Source organism: Oxalobacteraceae bacterium OTU3CINTB1 (assembly GCA_024123955.1).
GTDB lineage: Bacteria > Pseudomonadota > Gammaproteobacteria > Burkholderiales > Burkholderiaceae_D > Rugamonas.
In genome coordinates, this window is sequence record CP099652.1 from 4,444,042 (window position 1) to 4,464,979 (window position 20,938).

The 20,938-nt window shown below is 66.9% G+C and carries 16 protein-coding genes and 2 pseudogenes; 7 read left to right on the top strand and 11 right to left on the bottom strand.

Annotated elements, in window-relative coordinates:
* The first annotated feature begins 8 nt into the window (after window positions 1–8).
* From NHH73_19165 to NHH73_19175, 3 genes are all read left to right on the top strand, one after another.
* A complete protein-coding gene (locus NHH73_19165; protein USX24729.1) occupies window positions 9–491 on the top strand; it encodes an SH3 domain-containing protein in 483 nt (160 codons plus the stop codon).
* A gap of 119 nt (window positions 492–610) precedes the next feature.
* Window positions 611–1,621 carry a protein phosphatase 2C domain-containing protein gene (locus tag NHH73_19170; GenBank protein USX24730.1) on the top strand — a complete coding sequence of 337 codons (1,011 nt, stop codon included), beginning with the start codon at window positions 611–613 and terminating at the stop codon, window positions 1,619–1,621.
* A gap of 185 nt (window positions 1,622–1,806) precedes the next feature.
* Window positions 1,807–3,270 carry an FHA domain-containing protein gene (locus tag NHH73_19175; GenBank protein USX24731.1) on the top strand — a complete coding sequence of 488 codons (1,464 nt, stop codon included), beginning with the start codon at window positions 1,807–1,809 and terminating at the stop codon, window positions 3,268–3,270.
* Here NHH73_19175 and NHH73_19180 read toward each other — a convergent pair.
* Complete coding sequence (locus NHH73_19180; protein USX24732.1) at window positions 3,267–4,172, bottom strand: LysR family transcriptional regulator; 906 nt, start codon at window positions 4,170–4,172, stop codon at window positions 3,267–3,269. The genes NHH73_19175 and NHH73_19180 overlap by 4 nt on opposite strands.
* A gap of 106 nt (window positions 4,173–4,278) precedes the next feature.
* On the opposite strand from NHH73_19180, the gene NHH73_19185 reads away from it, so the two are divergent.
* A complete protein-coding gene (locus NHH73_19185) occupies window positions 4,279–5,349 on the top strand; it encodes an SDR family oxidoreductase (protein USX24733.1) in 1,071 nt (356 codons plus the stop codon).
* 29 nt (window positions 5,350–5,378) lie between these two features.
* On the opposite strand, the gene NHH73_19190 is transcribed toward NHH73_19185, so the two are convergent.
* From NHH73_19190 to NHH73_19235, 10 genes are all read right to left on the bottom strand, one after another.
* Entirely contained in the window at window positions 5,379–6,272 is an 894-nt protein-coding gene (locus NHH73_19190; GenBank protein USX24734.1) for a pirin family protein, read from the bottom strand.
* Between the two features lie 4 nt (window positions 6,273–6,276).
* The gene (locus NHH73_19195) at window positions 6,277–6,675 is read right to left on the bottom strand and encodes an OsmC family protein (GenBank protein ID USX24735.1); all 399 of its coding nucleotides are present in this window, start codon (window positions 6,673–6,675) and stop codon (window positions 6,277–6,279) included.
* 81 nt (window positions 6,676–6,756) lie between these two features.
* On the bottom strand, window positions 6,757–7,101 hold the full coding sequence (locus NHH73_19200; protein ID USX24736.1) for a zinc ribbon domain-containing protein YjdM: 345 nt from the start codon (window positions 7,099–7,101) through the stop codon (window positions 6,757–6,759).
* Between the two features lie 67 nt (window positions 7,102–7,168).
* Window positions 7,169–9,490, bottom strand: a complete 2,322-nt coding sequence (locus NHH73_19205; GenBank protein USX24737.1) for an SUMF1/EgtB/PvdO family nonheme iron enzyme — start codon at window positions 9,488–9,490, stop codon at window positions 7,169–7,171.
* Window positions 9,491–9,525: 35 nt separating this feature from the next.
* Entirely contained in the window at window positions 9,526–11,796 is a 2,271-nt protein-coding gene (locus NHH73_19210) for a hypothetical protein (GenBank protein USX24738.1), read from the bottom strand.
* Between the two features lie 99 nt (window positions 11,797–11,895).
* Entirely contained in the window at window positions 11,896–12,954 is a 1,059-nt protein-coding gene (locus NHH73_19215) for a hypothetical protein (GenBank protein USX24739.1), read from the bottom strand.
* Window positions 12,951–14,087, bottom strand: coding sequence for a hypothetical protein (locus tag NHH73_19220; protein USX24740.1), 1,137 nt, complete (start codon window positions 14,085–14,087; stop codon window positions 12,951–12,953). Before NHH73_19220 ends, NHH73_19215 begins: the two co-directional genes overlap by 4 nt.
* A gap of 6 nt (window positions 14,088–14,093) precedes the next feature.
* Complete coding sequence (locus NHH73_19225) at window positions 14,094–14,696, bottom strand: hypothetical protein (protein ID USX24741.1); 603 nt, start codon at window positions 14,694–14,696, stop codon at window positions 14,094–14,096.
* Window positions 14,693–16,036 (bottom strand): hypothetical protein, encoded by a 1,344-nt coding sequence (locus tag NHH73_19230; GenBank protein ID USX24742.1) that lies wholly within the window; start codon window positions 16,034–16,036, stop codon window positions 14,693–14,695. The genes NHH73_19225 and NHH73_19230 overlap by 4 nt, the downstream gene beginning before the upstream one ends.
* Window positions 16,037–16,135: 99 nt before the next feature.
* Window positions 16,136–19,456, bottom strand: a complete 3,321-nt coding sequence (locus NHH73_19235) for a penicillin-binding transpeptidase domain-containing protein (GenBank protein USX24743.1) — start codon at window positions 19,454–19,456, stop codon at window positions 16,136–16,138.
* Between the two features lie 201 nt (window positions 19,457–19,657).
* On the opposite strand from NHH73_19235, the gene NHH73_19240 reads away from it, so the two are divergent.
* The 3 genes and pseudogenes from NHH73_19240 (at window position 19,658) to NHH73_19250 (ending at window position 20,928) form a co-directional block, all read left to right on the top strand.
* Entirely contained in the window at window positions 19,658–19,885 is a 228-nt protein-coding gene (locus tag NHH73_19240) for a hypothetical protein (protein ID USX24744.1), read from the top strand.
* A gap of 290 nt (window positions 19,886–20,175) precedes the next feature.
* A pseudogene (locus tag NHH73_19245) lies at window positions 20,176–20,333 on the top strand (hypothetical protein).
* A 163-nt stretch (window positions 20,334–20,496) separates the two neighbouring features.
* A pseudogene (locus tag NHH73_19250) lies at window positions 20,497–20,928 on the top strand (hypothetical protein).
* The last annotated feature ends 10 nt before the right edge of the window (window positions 20,929–20,938 follow it).

Here is a 20,938-nt window from a genome sequence, read left to right on the forward strand (position 1 = left end):
GGCCTGCGATGGAAACGGCAAAACTCTACGCGGTGTGCGCGTTCCCGGCGGGACTGGTGATCACACTGTTCCTCGCAGCCTACCTGACGCCCAATCAATGGTGGCGCCGCGCCAACGCGCGCGCGCTGCTGATCATGGTGGTCGGCGCCTGGGGTTTCGGTAGCCTGATCCTCTACGCGGCCCAAGGTACGCGGCCGGTTGCGGCGGGCACGCTGGACAACAGCGCGAACCAGGCATCGGCAATCGAGTCGTTGCCCGCGCCCCGGTCGCCGGAACTCATCGCCGGCCGCCCCTTCCAGGTGCACCGCGACCTGAACCTGCGCACGGCCGCAGGGGTGCACGCTGCGCGCCTGATCACCGTGCCGGTGGGCGCCACCGTCACGCCCACAGGCGCGCGCGAAGGCGACTGGTGGCAGGTCACCGCCAGCGCCAACGGCCATGAACAAACGGGCTGGGTCAGCAGCTTGTGGCTGCGCCGGGGCGGCGAATGACGCATCCGCGCAGCGAGCCCTCGTCGCAGTCCACGCACACTTCATCGCCCGCTTCCGCAGGCGCCGGTTTTTCAGCTAAGCTGTGGCCTTTCGGACTCCGCGCCGCGCCGCCCGCCACGATGACAAGAATCACGGACATGCTGGACTTCGGCCCCGGGCTCGATATCGCGGCCCGCAGCAGCGCCAGCATCAGCAAACTGCAAGTGCCGGAAAACCAGGACAATCTGCTGGTCGTCGACGCCACCGGACGCGCGGTCTTCCTGCGCGACCAAACGGGCCGGTCGGCCATCATCAAGGATTGGCCACAGGGGCATGTACGACTCGCCGTCATGGACGGCATGGGCGGCCACGGTCACGGACGCGAGGCCGCCGAGGCGGTCGCCGACGGCCTGCTGCGCGTGCCCGCATGCGGCACGCTGGAAGAACTGGGCGCCCACCTGGACCGCCTGCACGACGAACTCCAGCAACGCTTCCGCCAACCCGGCGATACCGACAGCTTCCGCCGTCCCGGCACCACGCTCACACTCGTGGAAATCGCGCCCGGCCAGGCGCCGATGCTGTATCACGTCGGCGATTCGCGGCTATACGAGATCACCGCGCAAGCCGTCCTGCCGCTGACGGTGGACCATGTGCCGGCCACCTGCTTCGCGATGCACGGGTTGCTGGGCGAGGAAGAATGGTGGCAGCAGGTGCACGGGGAGCACCGGCCGCAAATCTCCCAGGCCTACATCCTCGGCAACGCCTTCGCCAATCCGCAGGTTCTGGAGGACGGTCTGCTGCCGCTGGACGCGGCCAACCTGCCGCCGTTCCTGCGGCACCTGTCCGACCGCCGCGCGGTGACGGTCCGCGCCGACGCCACCTATTTACTGGCCAGCGACGGCTTCTGGTCATGCGGCCGCCCGCTGCCCTGGACAGCGCGCTGGCCGGCGCTGATGGTGCGGCCCGGCCACTCCGCCGGCGCGGCGCTCGACGCGTTGTTCAATGATTATGCCGACCATCCGCCGGCCAACCTCCACATCGACAACGTCACCGCCATCGTGATGCGATTTGCACAAGCCGCGCCGGCGCGGGAGACCCGCAATCTTGACGAAACGGCACTACCGGCAGCATCAATCCCACCGCAGTTTTGAGCCTTGACGAGGGGAAGTGTTGCGTCTTGATCGCCGCATGTGCCTTGGGGCAAAAATATGCCGATCAGATGCGCGTTTAATTGCCAAGGACAGCGTAAACCGCATAAACTGACAGGTATTCCATCGGTCGGTACGCCATGAAAAAATGCAGTAATGCCCAGCATCCGCATTGCACCTACTGGGTCATGTCTGGAGAACAAGCTTGCGAAGGCGGTCACGCCCAAGCCGAGCCGTCCAGCTATGACCTGCTGAGTGCTGCGCGCAGCGCCCGCGCCGGTGACCCGGCGCCGACGCCGGCTGCCGCGCCGGCGGGATATGCCCGTCCGCTGCAACGCGCCCAATCGGAACGCCCGCAGCTGCATATCAGCGGCTTCGACCCGCGCGCCGCCGGCGGCCGTCAAACGCTGAAGATGGAACTGCGCGGCATGCCCGACGCCTGCGCGCCGCAACTGACGCTGCAGCTGCAATCGGACCTGATCCCCAACGGCGCCGCGCGCCAGCAGTTCGTGCGCGCGACAAACGGCGAATGGCGTCCGGTGTTCGTCGAGTTTTCGTCGCGCGGCAAGGAGCACGGCCAATACCAGATCAGCATCGAGCTGCTTAGCCAGCACACCGGCATGGCTGCCCGCAAATGGGTGTGCACCTTCGTCATCCTGGTGCCGCGCCTCGACGCCACCCTGACGGAAATCCACCGCATCTTCCTGAGCACCCACAAGAACGTGCGCGTGATGGCGGACGACGCCTCGATCGCCCGCGTCAGCGCGCAAGGCGGCGACAGCCTCGATATCGACGTCACCGCCCGCAACGCCGGCATCGCGCATCTGGACCTGAACGCGCCGGCCGGCAAAGTGGACCTGGGCTTCACGACCATCGCCTGGGACGAGGATCTGATCGAGATCGACATCCCGGTCACCAATGCCGTCCATCCGCATGCCAGCCGCGCGGCCAGCTTTGTCAACGCTGCCCCGGAGAGCGGCGCGCAGCGTCAGATCCGCCTCTTCGCCATGGAAGAATGCGTGCTGGGACGCTTTGAACTGGTCGATCCGGAATCCGACGTGATGCTGACCCATTACACCGCCGACGGCCAGGACACCAACGGGCTGACGCGACGCCTCTCCGGCCGCCATGCGGTGATCCGCCGCTGTGGCCAGGGCTTCGAGATCGAAGACGTGTCCCGCTACGGCATCCTGCTCGACGGCGTCTGGCCGGGCAAGCACAAACCGACCACGCTGCGCCTCGGCATGCGCATTGAACTGAGCGCCAGCATCAAGGGCATCGTCGTGCTGTCGGTGTCGGCCATCATGCCGCACGGCGTGATCCTGCACCGCATCGACCAGGGCGCGAACGCCGAATGCTTCTACGTGCTGATGCCGGAAACCCATCCCGGTTATCCGGTCAAATCGTTTGCGGCCGCGCCGCACGCGGCCGCGCTGCCGCTGCTGCTGCATCGCGACGGCGGCTTCTGGCATCTCGACCAGTTGACCGGCAAGGAAACGGCGCTGGCGCCGGGCGTGTCGCTGGATAAGCTGAGCCGCATCCCGCGGCATAGCCGTTTCGCCAGCGATCCGTATCCGGAGCACTGGATCATCCGCACCGGCGCCGCCGACATGTACAACACCGTTGCCGCGCGCGACATGCATACCGCCTAACGTATTTTCAGCGTCGTCTTCAACTGATCGAGCAGCGCCGCGACCTTGGGCGACATCGGGCGCGCCAGCGGCCAGACGATGTGCAGCGGCAGCCCGTCGATCGCCCGCTCCGCCATCACCTCCACCACCGCGCCCGACGCCAGATGCTCGCGCACCAGCCACGTCGCCAGCTGCGCCACGCCCATATCCGCCAGCACCGCCGTCATCTGCGCCTCGCCGTCGCCGGCCATGATGCGGTGCTCCATGGTGCGGCGCTCGGTCTGCCCGCCGGTGGAGGCGAACAGCCATGGACTCGCGGTGCCGTCGGCGCGTCCGTAAACGACGCAGTCGTGCTGCGTGAGGTCGGCGATGGAGTGCGGCGTGCCGCGTAGCGCCAGATAGGCCGGGGTGGCGCAGAAAATCAGGCGTTCGTCGCCCAGATGGACGTGTCCCAGCGACGCCGGCCAGTGGGCTGGCCCGCCGATGCGCACCGCCAGATCCAGCCCCTCCTCCTGCACGTCGACAAATCGGTCGGTGAAGGTGACCTGCGGCCGCAGATTCGGATACTGCCCGCAAAAGCGCAGCAGCTCGGGCATGACGCGCATGCGGCCGAAGGTGGCCGGCAAGCCGAGTACCAGACGGCCGGCCGGCTCGGCGTCCTGCGCCAGCGCTGCTTCGGTCTCGCCCAGCTCCATCAGCACGCGCCGGCAGGTCTCGTGGTATTTGCGGCCGGCGTCGGTCAGGGTCAGGCTGCGGGTGCTGCGCTCGAACAGCTTGACGCCGAGCCGCGCCTCGAGCCGCGCGAGGCTTTTGCTGACCGCGGAGCTGCTCAGTTGCAGCCGGGCGGCGGCCAAGGTGAAGCTGCCGGCGTCGGCGGCCTGCACGAAATAAGCGATGTCCTTGAGGTGGTCTGAAGCGTGCATTTGGTCGGCTTGGCGGAATAAATTTCAGGAATTGATTGAAATCTTATCGTAAATACGAATTTGCTTCGCGATTATCATTCCTTATCGCTTAATTGAAGGAGTCCGCATGAAAAATACCGCATTGATCGTTGGCGCCAGCGGCGTCACGGGTAGCGCGCTGGCCGGGCGGCTGCTGGGTAATGGCTGGTCGGTCCTTGGCCTGTCACGCGGCCGCACGCCGCTGCTCGATGGCGTCGAACCGATACGCGCGGACCTGACCTCGCGCGATGAGGTGGCGCGGGCGCTGGCCGGGCGCGCCGTCACGCATGTGTTCTTCACCGCGTGGGCGCGCCAGGCCAACGAAAAAGAGAATATCCGCGTCAATGGCGCGATGGTGAGCAATGTGCTCGACGCCTTGCATGACGCGGCGACCTTGAAGCACGCGGCGCTGGTGACGGGTTTGAAGCATTACCTCGGTCCTTTCGAGGCGTATGCGACCGGCGCGGTTCCCGAGACGCCGTTCCGGGAGGAGCAAGGACGCAAGCCGGTCGACAATTTCTATTATGAGCAGGAGGACCGCTTGTTCGCGGCGGCGCAGCGCGGCGGCTATAGCTGGAGCGTACATCGGCCGCATACGGTGATCGGTTACGCGGTGGCCAATGCGATGAATATGGGTTTAACGCTGGCCGCCTATGCGACGCTGTGCAAGGAGTCCGGGACGCCGTTCGTGTTCCCTGGATCGGCGGCGCAGTGGAACGGGTTGACGGATATGACCGACGCGCGGCTGCTGGCGGCGCATCTGGAATGGGCGGCGACCAGCGCGGCGGGCGCCAACGAGGACTTCAACGTCGTCAACGGGGATGTGTTCAGGTGGAAGTGGCTGTGGCCGAAGCTGGCGGAATATTTTGGTATCGAGGCGGCGCCGTTCGACGGGGTTGTCCAGCCGCTCGAGGGCAGGATGGGCGATGCGCCGCGCGCGTGGGCGGAGATCGCGGCCAGGCACGGACTGGCGGAAGCGGATATCGGCAAGCTGGCGTCGTGGTGGCATACCGACGCGGATCTGGGCCGGCCGATGGAAGTCCTCGCGGACATGACCAAGAGCCGCAAGGCGGGTTTCTTGGCGTATCAAAGCACGCCGGATGCGTTCTTTGATTTGTTCGAGCGGCTCAAGGCGGAGCGTATCATTCCGGGCGGTTGACCAGGACGACGCTCCGCGCGGCTCTTGACTTACAGGTACTGCCCGCCCGCCGGCTTCTTGACCGGCAGCGGTATCCACTCCGTCTCGCCGGGCACCTTGTCGAAGCGTTGCGCCTCCCAATCTTCGCCCGCCTTCACAATGCGCTCCTTGCTCGACGAGACGAAATTCCACGACATGAAGCGCCGCCCATCCAGCGGCTCGCCGCCGATCACCACAAAGTGCGCTTCCGACGCCGCTTTCACCCGCTGCGTGCTGCCCGTATCGACCAGCGCCATATTGTTCTTCTCCAGCGGCGTGCCGTCGATCTCCAGATCGCCGTCAATCGGATAGATCGCCGCTTCCTCCGGCAGTCCGCTCAAGGCCAGCTCCTGCCCCGCCTTCAACATCACATCCAGATACAAGGTGCGGCTAAAGGTCTTGACCGGCGAGGTTTTGCCGAAGGCGGTGCCGATCAACACGCGCACCCGGGCGCCATCGACCGTCAGCTCCGGAATATCGGCGGAAGGCGTGTGGCAAAAACCCGGCTCGTCCTCCTCGTGCGCCACCGGCAGCGCGGCCCACAGCTGCAGGCCGTGCGTGCGGTGCGGCTTGCCGACCAAATCCTTCGGCGTGCGCTCGGAATGGACGATGCCGCGCCCCGCCGTCATCCAGTTGATCGCACCCGGTTCGATGCGCTGGAAGGTGCCGATGCTGTCGCGGTGATCCATCGCTCCCTCGAACAGATAGGTCACCGTCGCCAGCCCGATATGCGGATGCGGACGCACGTCGTGGTCGGCATCGAGCGGCACATCGACCGGACCGAAATGGTCGAAGAAAATAAACGGGCCGACGGCCTGCTTGATGGCGGACGGCAGATAGCGGCGCACGACGAAGCCGCCGCCCAGATCCTTTTCATGGCCCTTCAACAGATTCGAGATCGTCATCGGCTTATCCCAGAACGGTGGTGACTTCGGTGGTCACGGACGTCATCAGTTTGTGGATCGGGCATTTCTGCGCGGCGGCCAGCAGCTCGGCGCGTTGGGTCTCGCTCAGATTACCCGTCAGGTGCAAGGTGGCGGCCAGGCGGTAGACGCCCTGGCGCTCCTCGCTGGCGTCGCGCTCCATGCTCACTTCCACATGTTCGAGCGGGATGTTCTTGCGCTTGGCGAACCAGACCACCGTGAGCGCCTTGCAGGCGCTCAGCGCCGCGTCGTACAGGTCGTGCGGCGACGGACCGGCGTCGTTGCCGCCCTCTTCAACCGAACCGTCGGTCGATACGATGTGGTTGCGCACATGGATGATGTGGCGCATCTGCAGCGATTGATCGCGCAGTACTTTGATAGTCATTCCGTGTTCCTTGTGGGCGGTAATCAGAACCCACAATTTACACCGTTTAGTAGAGTTTTGCCTCCCCTGAATGGGGAAGCGTCACACCACTTTCTTGACGAATTCCGTCTTCAGGCTCATGGCGCCGAAGCCTTCGATCTTGCAGTCGATATCGTGGTCGCTGTCGACCAGGCGGATGTTCTTGACTTTGGTGCCGACTTTGACGGTGCCGCCGCCGCCCTTGAGCTTCAGGTCCTTGATGACGGTGACGGTATCGCCATCCTGCAGAATGTTCCCGACCGCGTCGCGGTAGACGCGCGCGCCTTCGTCGGCGGCATCGGCGGCGGTTGCGCTCCACTCGTGCGCGCATTCCGGGCACACCAGCTGGGCGCCATCTTCGTAGGTGAATTCGGAATTACATTTCGGGCATGGGGGCAAAGCGCTCATCGTGGGTCCTGGTGGTTGTACTGCAAAAGGCGGCAGTATACACCTACCTGCGCGCCTCGCCCCACCCCTAGACCAGTTTGCGGGCGACGCGGAAGCCGACAATATCGTTGGCCAGCACCGCAGAGAAACCATTGCGCACCGAGGAGCGCAGGTAGCGCGGGTTGTACAGCCATGAGCCGCCGCGCAGTATCCGCCGCACCGGATCGCCGCCCTCTTCCCACGCGCTGCCGTCGACCGGCGCGCCCACGTAGCTGTCGTGGACCACGTCCTGCGTCCATTCCCACACGTTGCCGTGCATGTCGAACAGGCCCCATGGATTGGGCGGGAAGGTGCCGGCCTTGCTGGTCCCCTGGCGGAAGGCGCCGCGCGCGCTGCCGTTATAGGTGTAGTTGCCGTCGTAGTTGGCCTGCTCGGGGGTGATGCTGTCGCCGAAGCTGAAGGCGGTCTTGGTGCCGGCCCGGCATGCGTACTCCCATTCCGATTCGCTGGGCAAGCGATAGGTCTGGCCGGTCTTTTCGGACAGCCAGCGCAAATACAGCTGCACGTCCATCCAGCTGACGCCGATCACCGGATGGTCGTCGTCCTGCGCGAAACCCGGCGCGCGCCAATCGGTGTCGGATTGCGATTCCCAACCGGTGGCGCGGACGAACTGGCGCCACTGCCCCACCGTCACCGGAAAGCGTCCCATCGCGATCGGCTGCTCAATGCCGACCCAGTGCTGCGGCGTCTCGCGGTCCAGCCAGTTTTTTTGCGCCCCCGCCTTGATCGCGACCGCGTGTTCGTGTTCGTGGGACCCCATCTGAAAACGCCCGGTGGGGATCAGCACCAGGTCGGGACCAACCCCGGTGCCGTCGATGAAGCGGTCGCGCAGCACGCCACTTGGATCTGCGACGGGACTGCCCGCTGTCGGCATCAACGCCGCAAGTTCGGCGGCATTGCGTTCGGCCAGCTGCTTGCGGTGACGCTCCTGTTCCGAGCGATACGCCGCTTCCGCCTTCAGCTGCGCGGCCTTGCGTTGCAGTTCCTCGCGCTCGTCGCGGGCCTTCTTGGCATCGGCGTCGCGGCGCGCCTGCAATTGCTCGCGCAAGGTTTGCTTGCGCGCCAGCGCGGCGGCTTCCGCTTCCGCGCGCTGCTTGGCCTCCAGCGCGCGGCGTTGCTGGTCGAGCCGCACCTTTTCCAGCGCGGCCGCCTTGGCCTCGGCCTCGCGGCGCGCGGCCATTTCCACCGCCTGCGCCTGACGCTTCTGTTCCGTCAGGCGGGCTTGTTCGGCCTGCGCCGCCAGCTCCTTTTTGCGCTGCCGCTCACGCTCCAGCTGTTCCTGTTGGTCCTTCTCCTGTTGCGCGGCCTTCTGCGCGGCCTGCGCGGCCAGTTCCTCGTCGGTCGGGCCGGTGGCCCGCAGCAGCTGCGCCAACAGCTCGTTGACCGACGCCGGGCGCCGTTCCTGCTGGTAGGCGAAGCCGGTTTGCAGCACCTGCCATTGGCGCTCGTTCAAGCCGTGCGGCGGCGATGGATGAAAGTCGGCCGGCCGCATATCGTCGAACGGCATGCGGCCTTCCAGCAGCTGGTAGATCATCACGGCCACCGCGTACACATCGAGCTTGGGCGCGGGCTGGCGCTGATGCGTGCCCGCTTCCGGCGCGCGATAACCCACCGTGCCGGCGTTCGGCGTCTGCAAACCGAGGCTGCTGCCGGCGCTGCGCGCGCGCGAGGCGATGCCGAAATCGAGCAGCTTGATTTCGTTGCGCTGGGTCAGGAAGACGTTGCCGGGTTTAATGTCGCGGTGAACCAGCTTGTGCTTCTCCCACGCGTATTGCAGCGCGTCGCCGACCGGCGACAACAGCTTGAAGACCGCCTCCAGCGGCAGCGGCCCTTGAGCGGCCAGGTAGCCATCCAGGTCCTGGCCTTCCAGGTACTCCATGATGATGAAGTAGCTGGAGGTGGCCGGGTCCTGCGCCCATTCGTAGACGCGGACGATGTTCTCGTGCGCCAGCTTGCGCGCCTGGGTGGCTTCCTCGATCAGCAGCTTGGCGTGGGTGGCGCTTTGGGTGAGCTGCGGCGGCAGGATCTTCAGCGCGACCATCTCGCTGTGGCCCAGCTCCGCGTGCGTGGCCAGGTCGGTGGCCTGCCACACCTGTCCCATGCCGCCCATGCCGATCAGGCGCTCGAGCCGGTAACGGCGGTTTTGCGGGCCGATTTCCTGGCCAGACATCAGACCCAGTTCCGTGCCCTGGCGCACCGGCATCGGCGCAGCCGTGACGCTGCCTCCCGGCGGCGCGTACTCCGCATCCAGGATGGCGTTCTTGCGACGGTCGAACTCTTGGAGGCTCAACAAACCGTCATCATGTAAGGCCCGCAGTTCGCGGATCTTGTCTCTTGCCGTTTGCATCATTGACTGAAGTGTAACCGTTCCTGCTGTTTGGCGTTTTAGGTCAGTGGGACGCCGCATTGGGCGCAGAACTTGTCGTGGGGGTGGTCTATCCGCGTCGGGTGGCCGTTGACGCAGTAGCCCACGCTTTTCGGCGTCGCCGGCAAAGGCACGCCTGCGCGCGCGACGCCGATGCCCAACTGGCTCTGGGTCGTCAGCGCGCTGGCGCTCGCGGCGTTCTGCACGTTGAGCAGGTCGAGCTGATGGCGGCGGTCCTTGTCCAGTTCCGCGTCGCGATGCGCGCGTTCCTCGAGCACCCGCTCGTGGGCCTGCTGCTGCGCTTCGGCCGGCGTCATGCCATGTTCGGCGGCCACCACGTGGGCCAACGCCTGTATCTGCTCGGCCGACATGCCGCCCTGGATCTGCATTTTCATGATCTGCGACAGCGCCTGCGCATTGGGCTCGGCGGCGGTGGCTACCTTGCCGCTGTCGCTCAAACCGCCGATGGTTTCGATGCGCTTGATCTCATGCGATTGCTGCGCCAGCAGCACGTCGTACTCGCCCTTCCAGCGCGCGAACTTCTCTTCGCGCTCGTGCTCCAGCTTTTTCAGTTCGCGCTGCCATTCGGCCTCCTGATCCTTTTGCTTGAGGATCTGGCGCTGCTCGTCGACCGCCAACTGGTCCAGCAAGGCCTGTTTGCTGTTGGCCTGGTTCTGCCGCGCGTGGATGCCGTCCGCCTCGATCGTGCGCAGCAGCTTTTCGTATTGCGCGATGGAGTCGGCCTGCGCGCCGGCGCGCTTCAATTCCTCGATCTTCTGGTTGATCTCGGCCACCTGCACGGCGTTGGCGGCGTCCTTGACGGCGTCGCCGCGCAGCAGCTCGCGCTGACGCGCCAGCGCAAGCTGGTCTTCCCATTCCTGCACCCGCTCGGCCTCGCGGCGACGGGCGGCGCCGGCCAGGGTCATGCCCTGGATGCGCGCCTCGTGGGCTTCCGACTCCACCTGCAGTTCGCGCGCCTTCTCGTCCTTTTCGCGCTGGCGCAACGCCGCCAGCTCGTTGCGGCGGTGCGACTCGTCCTCGATCAGCAGCGCCTGGGCGATCTGGTTCTCGATCGCCTGCTGGCGCAACTGGTGCGATAGCCGCTGCTGCGCCAACTGGCGCTGCTCGGCGGCGGTCTGCTGCAGCACTTCCAGCTCGGTGCGCATCTTGATTTGCGCCAGCTGGCGCACGTGTTCCCAGTCGGCCTGCTCGCCGGCGCGCTGCGACTTGCCCTTCGCCAGTTCGTGCTCAAGGTCGGCCAAAATGGTGCCGGCGCCCTTGTCCAGCGCCACCTTGCGGGTTTTCGATTCCATGACGCGGCTGTAAAGCTCCACCTCGCGCGCCCGCAGCGACTGTATCCGCTCGCTTTCCTTCAAGGTCAGTTCGGCCTTGTTGACGCTGGCGTCCTGGCGCAGCTCCGCGCGGCGGAAGTCGGAGCGCATCTTCTGCTCCTCGCGCCAGATGGCCTGCCATTCCTCCTCGTCGTAAATCTGGTCGAGCTGCTTGACATGTTCGAGCTGCACGTGGCGCTCGTCAGCCACCAGCCACAGGGTGCCGATGCGCTCGCGGTTATGGTCGAATTTATCGTGGCGCAGCGCCGCCGTCTCGACCCGCTCCACCGCCAGGCCGTAGGCGGCAAGCCGCAGTTTGAGGGCGGCCTGCAGCCGTTCGTCCAGTTGCAGGCGCAGATCGGCGTTTTGCGCCATGTCGCGCATCGAACGGCCGCCGACAAATTCGGCCGCCAGCTGGCGCACCGATGGCGACAGCAATTCGTGCAGGTGCAAGGTGCTGACGACGCCGGGCACGGTCATGAAGTGCTGTGCGAAGGCCGGCACGTTCTCGATGCGGATGGCGACGGTGAAGCGCGCCGATATCTTCAGGTGTTCGGCCGTTTGCAGGTCGCTGAACGAAAACTCGACCGGCAACGGCGCGCTGCGGGTGATGAGGATTTCGGCGTTCTGGTTGCGCAGCAGGTGATTGAGGCGGGTGAAGAAGCCTTCGATCTCGTATTCACCCTGCGGCACTTCGGTCGCCTTGTCGGCTTGCAGGATGTAGGCGCGCGAGGTCGCCGGCACGCGCAGCGTTTTGGTGAAGATGCCCGACAAGGCGCTGACGCCGAAATAGACCGCCAGCTCGTCGTCGCCGGGAATCCAGCGGTTGTCGCGCAGGACCGGCTCGTTGCGCGGCGCGCCCAGGGTCAAACCGCAATGCTTGCAGTAGCCCGACTGGTCATCGTTTTTGTGCTCGCAACGCGGGCATTTAACGCCGCCAAAACCAAACATTTGGAACATGTCAGACTCCTTCTTCGATTCATCTTCCGTGCCACCCTGTCATCCGCCGATTTTAGCAGGGCAAGCCGGTTTCATTCTTGCGCACGATTCAGCCCCAGCTTAAATCATGCCGATGCGGTCTATACAGGCCAAACTCGCGCCTTTTTGGCGCAAATCGGCCCTGAATCCGGGTAGCAGCGCGTCCTCCCAGGCCTTGGGCAGCAGCACCCGGTCGCCCGCGTTGACTTGACTAAGTATCAACTCCAGTTTCGGTTCGCGTCCCTCTACGCTGTCCACGCGGCCTGCGTGCCACGCGCTCGAGCAGCCGGTGGCGATGATGCGCCCGCGCGGCACGAATTCCCGGCCGCGCGCCAAGCGGTCGGCCATCACCAGCGCCAGTTGGTACGATCCGCCCTGGAAGCGCGGCTGGCCGAAACGCACCACGCTGCGCCAGCGGCCCAGCCCTTTGCCGTCGAAGTGGCGCGCGCCGGCCAGCGTCTGGCGGATGTCCTGCTGCGCGCCCAGGTCCAGTCCCGGTGCGGCGATGCTGTCTTCTTCGCTGTTGGCGGCGGCGGTATGCGTGGCGTTGGCCGATGCATCGACGGGCACCGGGTCCGCGTCGATCGGGAACACGCTGACCTCGACCCATGCCAGTTCATCGTTGACGCCCCCGCTGTGAAGCGGGAACCAGGTACGCACCGTCGACACGGCGGCCGACAGATCGGCGTGGCCGGTCAGGGCGCCCAGGTGGGTGACTTGCATGGTGCCGACGGATGCGGCGCCGCCATCGGCACGGCCGCCCAGTTGGCCGAGGTGCCAACTGTCGGACCAGCCATGGGCGACTGTTTGCACGCCCGCCGCAGGCTGGAACAGGCCGCGCACGGAGCGGTCGGCCAGCACGGCCGCCAATTCCCAGTCGCGCTCCCCGTCGCCAGGCGCGATATCCATGCTGAGGACCACCTGGTCGCGGCTATCGAAACGCACTTCGGTATGCCGCGCCAGGCGGACCACCTCCCGCATACGCTCGGCGACCGCCGGCGCGCCCGGGACGCTGCATTTAACCTCGGCGCGGTTGGCGCGGGGACGGCGGCTGGCGGTGATGGTGAGCACGCGGCCGTCCGCCAGGATGCTGCGGCATTCGGCGATGGTTGGCGCGACGGTGATGGACAGGATGTTCATAGCGATGGCTCCACCCGTTGCGCGTGCGGCGCGCGGCGCAGCGACAGGCCGGTTTCCAGGTTGGCGCAGATGCGGTCCGCTTCGTCCAGCAGTTGCGGCCATTGTTCGTCGCCCGCCAGTTGAAGGCGCGCCAGCAGCGACCAGGCTTCATCCAGCGCGTCGCGGGCGACCAGCGTGTGGCGGCTGCGGCGATTCTGGTCGTCTTCGGCCAGCGGCTGGTCCGGCGCGGCCCAGGCCAGGGCCGGCATGGTGGTGACGTTCAGGCTCGCCATCCCCAGGCGCAGCAGCAACGCCTGCTGCCGTTCGAAGACCGGCAGGCCTTCGGGCAGCTGCAGCAATCGCAGCTCGCGGCTCACGGCGGGCAATTCCAGGAACAGTCGTCGTAAGGCTTGCGCATCGTTCTGCGCGACAGGCAGCGACTGCCGCGGTGGCGCGGCGGCCGGCGCGGAAGGCAGGCCGGACGCCGGCTCTGCCAGCATATGGCGCTCGACGTGCGCCGAAGAATCGATAGCCGCAACCGACGCCTCGATGGCGGCAAGGCGCTCCGCTTCGGCCGCGCGTATGGCGCGGGCTTTGAGTATGTCGGCGAAATCGACTTGTTCACCCAGATCGGCCGGCACGCAGTCGTCGACGGTCACGCCGTAGCGTGTGTACATCAGCTGATTCAGCCCGGCGCGGAACGCATGCCATTCGTCGAGCGAGGTGCAAGGCGGCAGATCCAGCGCGCCCTGCGCCAACTCCGCCTGCAACGCCGCCTCCACCGAGGCGCCGAAGCCCGCCAGTTGCAAACGCCCCGATGTCTCGCTGTACAAATACAGGTCGAAGCGCTGCTGCGACACGCGCGGATTGGCCGCGTCGACCACAAAACGCAAACGCAGGCCCAACTCGGGCGCTGCGGCGAATGGCACCAGGTCCACCGTGTAGGGTCCGGGATGGAAACAGAACACCGATTCGCCGTGCTCGCACGCCACCTTGCCCGGCGCCGCGCGCCGCGCATGGCCGGCCGCATCGAAGACCACGACCGTGCTGTCGGCCGGCGCGGCGTCGCCGTCGTCGAGCCGCAGCGCGATCAGGCTCACGCCCAGTCCATCGGTATCGGTGGACTGTTTGCGGCGGCGCGAAAAAAAACCCATGATCGGTTAAGCGACCGGCTCGACGGCGAAACCGGCGCCGTACATCTGAAAATGCGGCGCCGGGGCGGTGTCGAACGGCCAGGCGCGTTCGCACTCGCCGTCGGCATCGAGCCGGCCTTGCAGCACGATGGCGCCGCCGCCGTCGATCACACGCAACTGCGGCTGTTCGCTCAATAGCCGCGCGGCGAAAGGCGCCTGGGCCGATAGCGACAGAATGACCTGCCAGCCGCCGTCTTGCGGGAGAAAGTGCAGCGTCCAGTAATTGTCGTCGGTGACCAGCGCCTCCAGCGCCGCGGCGCTGGAGGCCGCGCGCAGCATGCCGGTGCTGCCGCTCCACTGCGCGTCGTTGGCCGCAGGGGCGACCGCCGCGCGGCGTTCCAGCGACAGTTGACGGAAGCGGCGCAGCGTCAGCGGCGAGTTAGCCAGCGCTTGGCGCTCGTTCGGCGTCAGCGCCTGGCTGCCATCGAGCGCCGCCAGCAGCGTAGGGTCGGCCAGCATCAGCCGGTCGTCAGGTGCGGCGCGGGCCAGCAGCGCGCGTTCGCGCAGCCGCGCCTCCAGCGCCTTGGCGTCCTGCTTATCTTGTGCTGAATTCAATTCGTTCTCCTTCATTTCACCGCACCGGCGGCGTGCAGCTTGTCGATCGCTTCGTTGCGGCGCTTGCGCAGCGTCGGCATCGAAATCCGGTCCAGCGCGGCCAACTGCTGCAATGTCGGTAGTTCGCCGGTGGCCGGGTCCAGCCAGGCATCCGGATAGGTATCGTCGGCGGCGCCCAGCAGCTTGTGGTACACGGCCAGGCGTATCGGCAGCGACTCGTCGCACAGAACGCGCAGCATCCAGCTACCGGTTTGCTGCGCGGCGCGCGCCAATGCCATGTAGCGGGGGGGCAGGGAAAGCGCGCCGGCCGCCTCCTGCTCAGCCGCTTGCTCCGCCGCCGGAACGGCCGGTTCGGGGATCGGCGAGCCGCCATCGTCACCCACCGGACTGGCGTCCCCGCCCTCCTCTTCCGCCGCGTATCCGTCCGGCGCGGGAGCGGCCAGTATGCGATCGTCGTCGAACACCCCGCCCTGCGCCTCCAGCCGCTCCGATTCGCCGACTACGCGCCAGTAGTCTTCCAGCCATGCCGCCGCCTCGCCGGCCTCGCCCTGCCAGTCGTCGACACGGTCCATATTCGACGACAGTTCCTCATAATCGCCGATTTCGGCCAGCATCGCCGCGATTTTATCCGGACTGTTTTTCAGGCTGGCGAAACGCTTGGAGCGGGTATGCAGCGGACCGGGAGAGCCGCCGAAGCGCTCCAGCGATTCGCTCCAGCGGATGATCCACTCGGCCTTGCAGCCGCCGATGGACTTCATCTGCCGCACTTCGATAGGGCTGCCTTCCAGCGTGCGGCCCAGTATCGCGCCCACCTGCGCGTCATTTTCCTGCCAGGCGGCGAACACGGTGGCGATCTCGCGATAGGCCGTGTCCAGCATCCGGTACGTGTAGATCTTGTTGGGCGAGCAGTCGCGCCCAGTGGTGACAATGTAATTGTCGGCATCGACCTTGTCGCGCAGGCCGGCGTACATGTCGTTGACCTTTTTGCGCATCACGCCATCGGCCGCCGCGTCGAGCCAGAATGCGCCGCTGCGCGCGTGTTCGACGGCCACGGTGGCCACGAAGGCTTGCCAGAAGCCGGGATGCGCCTGCAGTTCATACAACAAACCGAGCGACAGCTCGTAGACGCTTTCGCCATAGCTATTGCCTTCCGCCTCGCCACGGGCCGACCGCGCGCCCGCGTGCAGGGCCGCCGCCACCGCCTCGGTATAGCTGTCGAGCAGCTCCGCGTGCGGACTTGGGTCGAGCATCCGGTGCATCTCAATTTGCCGGAACGCCTGCAGCGAGCAGTGTCCCAACAGCTTGCGCACTTGTTCCCAGCCGTGCTCCTGATACCGGGTTCCTGGCAACCGCATAAGGTCCTGTAAATTAATGGAAAAACAAAAATGGGCGCTATGGCTCACGCTTGTAAATGATGCCATAGTCGGAGCACTTTCATTATCCCGTTTACAAACCTATTTCCCCTTCTGTTCCCGCTTCTGCCCCGCCAGCGTGGACAGCACCGCCGCGACCACCGGCGCCGCGTGCGCGCCGCCGGTGACGTTGGAGTGACTGACGAAAGCCGCCATCGCCAGCCGGTGGGTCTGCGCGGGCAAGCTGCCCGGTTCCAGCCAGCCGGTGAACCAGACGGTGGCGGTGTCGTCGCCGGTGGGCGCGGTGCCGGTTTTACCGTACAAGCCTGGACGCACGCCGGCCAGCGCCGCGCCGCCGAAGGCGCCGGCGCCGGTGCCGACATCGACCACGCCCTTCATGCCGGCCTTGATGCGGTCCAGGCGGACGCCGACCGGCTTCATGGCCGGCACCGTGCTATCCGTGCCATCGAGCGACAGCAACATGCGCGGCGCCACCACCTTGCCCTGCCCGACCGCCGCCGACGCCAGTGCCATTTGCAGCGGAGTGACCTGCATGCGCAGGCCGATCGCCATCTGCCGCAGCTCGTGGCGGGTGTGGATGGTGTCGATGTGGGCCGGCGTGGCTTGCAGCGCATCCCAGCTACGCCAGTTGAAATCCGCCGGCAGCAACCCGCCATCCAGGCGCATGGCCTGCTCGAAGCCGAGGCGGTGCGCGGCCGCCACGATCGGCCGCACGCTATCGAGGGCGTCCGCGTCCAGCGCCTGCAAGTCGGGCGCACCGCCGTCGGCACGGCCGAACAGGCTACGGTCGCTCAATTCGCCGGACCAGGCGAACCAGGTATTGAGGCTGTAGGTGAGCGCCTGAGCCAGTCCCAGACGTCCCTCCTGCGCGCGCCGGTCCAGGCTTTGTTCGCGATAGTTGGTGATGTGCGCCGCCTTGGGATTGAGCGGATAGGTGGCGGCGTCGGTCTGGAAGCCGAAGCCCCGTTGCGATGCCAGGCGGTTGATGGCGGGCAGCGGCATGCCGCCCAACAGCGCATCGATCTGCGGATCGGTCCTGGCGGCCATTTCCAGTCCAAGCGCGCTGACGACCTTGAAGGTGGAACCGGGACTCTGATGGGCGCCGCCGTCGTGCTGCAAAGCAGGCAGGCGCAGGGGGCTGCGCGCGGGGCTGGTGCGGTCGAAATCGCGCACCTCGGCCCAGTTGCCGCTGTTAAGCTCTCCCGCGCCGGCACCGGCGGCTGCCAACACGTCACCGGTTTCGGTATCGAGGATCACAAGTCCCGCGTGACGGCCTTCCGGTGCGGCCTGGCCGCCGACGCAACCCTTGCCATCCCAGCGCCCCTGGCGCATGCCGACGCAATCGAGGATGCGCTGGCCCAGCGCCTGCAACGGCAGGTCGAGCGTGAGCCTGGCGGCCACCTGCGCGCCCGCCGACGGCAGCCGCGCCAGCATGCCGGCGACGCTGTTGGCGTGTTCCGGACCGACGCCCAGCAACGGCGCCAGCCCGGCATCGATGGCCGGCTGCGTTGGCGCACCGTCATTCCACAGCGGCGTGCCGTTGCGGTCCTCCAGCGTGACTGGCGCTGGCGCCGCGGCTTGGGAAGGACCGGCTGCGCGGTCGTTCAAAGCGAGCGCCTGCCAGCCAACCCGGCCGCCGGCGACGCGCAGGTGGCGGTATTTCTGGTCTTCCGGCGCGTTGAAATCGAGCGGCCGCAGCTCGAGCGACACGTTGCGGGCGCCGGCTTGCAGTGCCAGCGTCAGTTCCTGCACGTCGCCCTTGGCCGCGCACGCGCGGCCGGTGCAGGCGGCCGCCGTTTGCGCGCTGGCGCCGGAGACGCCGCCTTCAACCCGCCCCGCCACCATCATCCGCAGCACTTCGCCGCCGGTCGCGGGACGCGGCAGCGCCAGCGTCAGACGCAGCAGCGGCCTGCCGCCGGGCGTCTCGCCCGCCTGCGGCCAGCGGGCGACACGGGTCCACGGCTGCCAGCCCTGCGGCAGCGACGCGAACAGGCGCGAGGCGGCGACCGGCATCTGGCTCGTGACGGCCACCATCACGGGGGCGCCGCCGGCGCCCGACGGCCCGGCCACGCTGGCGTTCCAGTCCAGCGCCATGCCGGCAGGCGCCTTGACACGCCAGGCCAGCAGCCGGCGCTCGCTATTGTAGATGTCGATTTGCTGGCGGACGTAGGCGCCGTCGGCCTGGTGGTAGAGGCGCTTGAATAATTTGGTGGTGGCCGCATCGGCTTTGACTTGCTTCCAGTCCGACAGCTCCGCTGCGCGCGCGGGCGCGTTGGCGGCGAGCCATTGCGGCAGGTCGCGCGGCGCCAGTTCGATGGTGCCGGCGGCGTTCAGCCGCACGAGCCCATGCTCCTGCAGCGCCAGGAACAGCGCCTGGTCTTCCAGCGCGCCGGGCGCCGATGCGGGCACCTGATAGCGCCCTGCCGCCAGATACGCGCCGACCGCCTTGCCGCGTGCCGGGAACGCAGTCACCAGCGCGGAATCCGCGCCGGCGGCAGTATCAGCCGCCGGCCGGTACATCTGCACCAGCAGCTCGCCGGCCTGCGGACACATGACGTTGGCCCGCCGTTCGATGCGCAAGGCCGACGCCGCGCCCCACAGCAGCCAACCTTGCTGGCGCAGCGCGACCTGGCCGCTGGCGCCCTGTTCGACCTGGCCCAGACTGGCGTCGCTCAGCCAGCGCACGTCGGCCCGGCGGCTGTTCCATTTCAATTGCAGCGGTTCGCCGAGGGGATCGGTGAAGTCGGCGCGCGCGGTGCCCTCGATTTGCACTTCCGGCATCGCGTTCGCGCCCGCGCCGCTGTCGGACACCAGCAGCACGTTGCGCAGCGCGATGTGCACGTCGGCCTCCTGATTGCGCGCGACCCAGCGCTTGACGTCGTCGAAGCGGTAACCGATCCGCAGCGGCAGCAGCCGCCCGTCTTTCCCGGTGGGGTCGCGCAGCTGGCTGCACAAGTCCACCCGCACCGCCGGCGAGGCTTGCATGCCCGCAGCCACCAGCAACACGCCACCCGGGTGAAGGCTGGTGGCGATGCCCGGCTGCGACGGCACGGTGAAGGCGATTCCGGGCAGGACGGATTGATAGGCGTTGGCGGCGCGTACGTTGTTGGCCGCCTCCGGCGTGCTGGCGGTGGCGGCCGCCAAATGCCGCGCGTGGCCGGCAATCACCGCGCCGCCACCGGCGGCGATGCCGGCGGCGGCGACCACGATCCAGACGGCGCGGCGCGACCCCGGCTTGGGACCAGTGGGAGCCCTATCGGCATCGGAACGGATCAGCTTTAGCGCCGGGCGGCCCTGGTTGGCCGAGTCGCCACGGGCGCCGGCGCGCAGGTTGGCCCGCCGGCGGCGCGCGCGGTGGCGCTCGGCCCAAGCTTGCAGAAAAGTGCTGATGAATGGCGGCATATGCCCCTCGCGCTGGTGGACGGTCTCTCCCCAGCCTTAGCGGAGGGCCGGCGAAAACTGGCGGCCTCAACGGGCTCATCGCGCCTATTCGCAGTTCGCGCCGCGAAAAACGCGGCTCGTCGCAATCCCATGGCGCCTTGACGGCGCTTTGCATAAAGTGAGCACATCGAAACACACTTTTAACCACCGAAAGGAAGCAAAATGAACGTCCTGAAAAACTTCGAAGCCGTTTTCATCATCACCCTTGGCCTGGTCTTCGCCGCCGACTATGCGTTGCAACCTCCGGTGCAAGAGCCGGTGGCGGCACAGGAAATGCAAGTGGTCGTCGTCAGCGCCAAGCGCTTGACACCAGAGCAAAAACAGCAAATGCTCATCGACGAAAACAACACCAAGCTTGCCGCCGACGTCACCACGTCGACCAAGATTTGAACCCGCGCCACCCCTTCGCCTGTTCGCGCATTCCCACCGACGCGTAACAGGCGAAGCCGGCCAACTCCACGCCCCCCGCCGCCGCCCCCTCTCCACGTCCCTTCCTATCCGTACGCCAGCGTACAAATCGCCTCCGGATCTTTGTGTCATATGTAAAAAGTTGCATCATTCGGCGCCCCCGTCATCGACGCTTGATATAGTTCGTCCATGCGCCGCAATCGACGCACGCAATCGACGCAGCCCAGGAGAACATCATGATCAAACGCTCGCACACTATTTTTGCCGCCGCCATGCTCGCGCTGAGCGCAGCCGCTTTCGCTCCCGCCACCGCGTCCGCGCAGGTCGGCCTGAGCATCGTCATCGGGGACGCCCCGCCGCCACCGCGCTTCGAAAGCGTGCCGGTCGCCCGGCGCGGTTATGTGTGGGCGCCCGGTTACTGGAACTGGGACGGTCATCGCCACGTGTGGGCCGCCGGCCGCTGGGAAGCCGAACGCCGTGGCGCGCAATACCGCCGCGCCGAATGGATACGCGACAATGGCGGCTGGCGCCTCGACCAGGGCGGCTGGGTCACCGTGGACTCGCGTCCGGTGCAGGTCGATTACATCACCGTCGCACCGCCGCCGCCGCGCTATGAAGTCGTGCCTCCGCCGCGCGCCGGCTATGTCTGGACGCCAGGTTATTGGGACTGGCGCGGCAACCGCCATATCTGGGTGGGCGGTAATTGGGTCGGCGCCCGCCCCGGTTACGTCTACACCCAGCCACGCTGGATCGAACATGGCGGCCGCTGGGAACGACAGGACGGCCGCTGGGAGCGCGGTCCGAACGGCGACCGCGATCATGACGGCATCCCGAACCGCTACGACCGTCACGACAACCGCGACTACCGTGGCGACCATCGGGGCGACCACCGCAACGATTACCGCAACGGCGGCCGTGGCGACCGCGATCGCGATGGGGTGCCGAACCGGTATGACCGCGACCGCGATGGCGACGGGGTACCGAACCGCTTCGACCACCGTCCCGACAATCCGCGTCGCGACTGATCGACGTGCC

Coding starts and splice junctions, on each gene's coding strand:
- NHH73_19210 (USX24738.1), bottom strand. CDS start 11,796: ATGTTCCAAATGTTTGGTTTTGGCGGCGTTAAATGCCCGCGTTGCGAG.
- NHH73_19195 (USX24735.1), bottom strand. CDS start 6,675: ATGACTATCAAAGTACTGCGCGATCAATCGCTGCAGATGCGCCACATC.
- NHH73_19230 (USX24742.1), bottom strand. CDS start 16,036: ATGCGGTTGCCAGGAACCCGGTATCAGGAGCACGGCTGGGAACAAGTG.
- NHH73_19180 (USX24732.1), bottom strand. CDS start 4,172: ATGCACGCTTCAGACCACCTCAAGGACATCGCTTATTTCGTGCAGGCC.
- NHH73_19200 (USX24736.1), bottom strand. CDS start 7,101: ATGAGCGCTTTGCCCCCATGCCCGAAATGTAATTCCGAATTCACCTAC.
- NHH73_19220 (USX24740.1), bottom strand. CDS start 14,087: ATGGGTTTTTTTTCGCGCCGCCGCAAACAGTCCACCGATACCGATGGA.
- NHH73_19165 (USX24729.1), top strand. CDS start 9: ATGGAAACGGCAAAACTCTACGCGGTGTGCGCGTTCCCGGCGGGACTG.
- NHH73_19225 (USX24741.1), bottom strand. CDS start 14,696: ATGAAGGAGAACGAATTGAATTCAGCACAAGATAAGCAGGACGCCAAG.
- NHH73_19170 (USX24730.1), top strand. CDS start 611: ATGACAAGAATCACGGACATGCTGGACTTCGGCCCCGGGCTCGATATC.
- NHH73_19190 (USX24734.1), bottom strand. CDS start 6,272: ATGACGATCTCGAATCTGTTGAAGGGCCATGAAAAGGATCTGGGCGGC.
- NHH73_19185 (USX24733.1), top strand. CDS start 4,279: ATGAAAAATACCGCATTGATCGTTGGCGCCAGCGGCGTCACGGGTAGC.
- NHH73_19240 (USX24744.1), top strand. CDS start 19,658: ATGAACGTCCTGAAAAACTTCGAAGCCGTTTTCATCATCACCCTTGGC.
- NHH73_19175 (USX24731.1), top strand. CDS start 1,807: ATGTCTGGAGAACAAGCTTGCGAAGGCGGTCACGCCCAAGCCGAGCCG.
- NHH73_19215 (USX24739.1), bottom strand. CDS start 12,954: ATGAACATCCTGTCCATCACCGTCGCGCCAACCATCGCCGAATGCCGC.
- NHH73_19205 (USX24737.1), bottom strand. CDS start 9,490: ATGATGCAAACGGCAAGAGACAAGATCCGCGAACTGCGGGCCTTACAT.
- NHH73_19235 (USX24743.1), bottom strand. CDS start 19,456: ATGCCGCCATTCATCAGCACTTTTCTGCAAGCTTGGGCCGAGCGCCAC.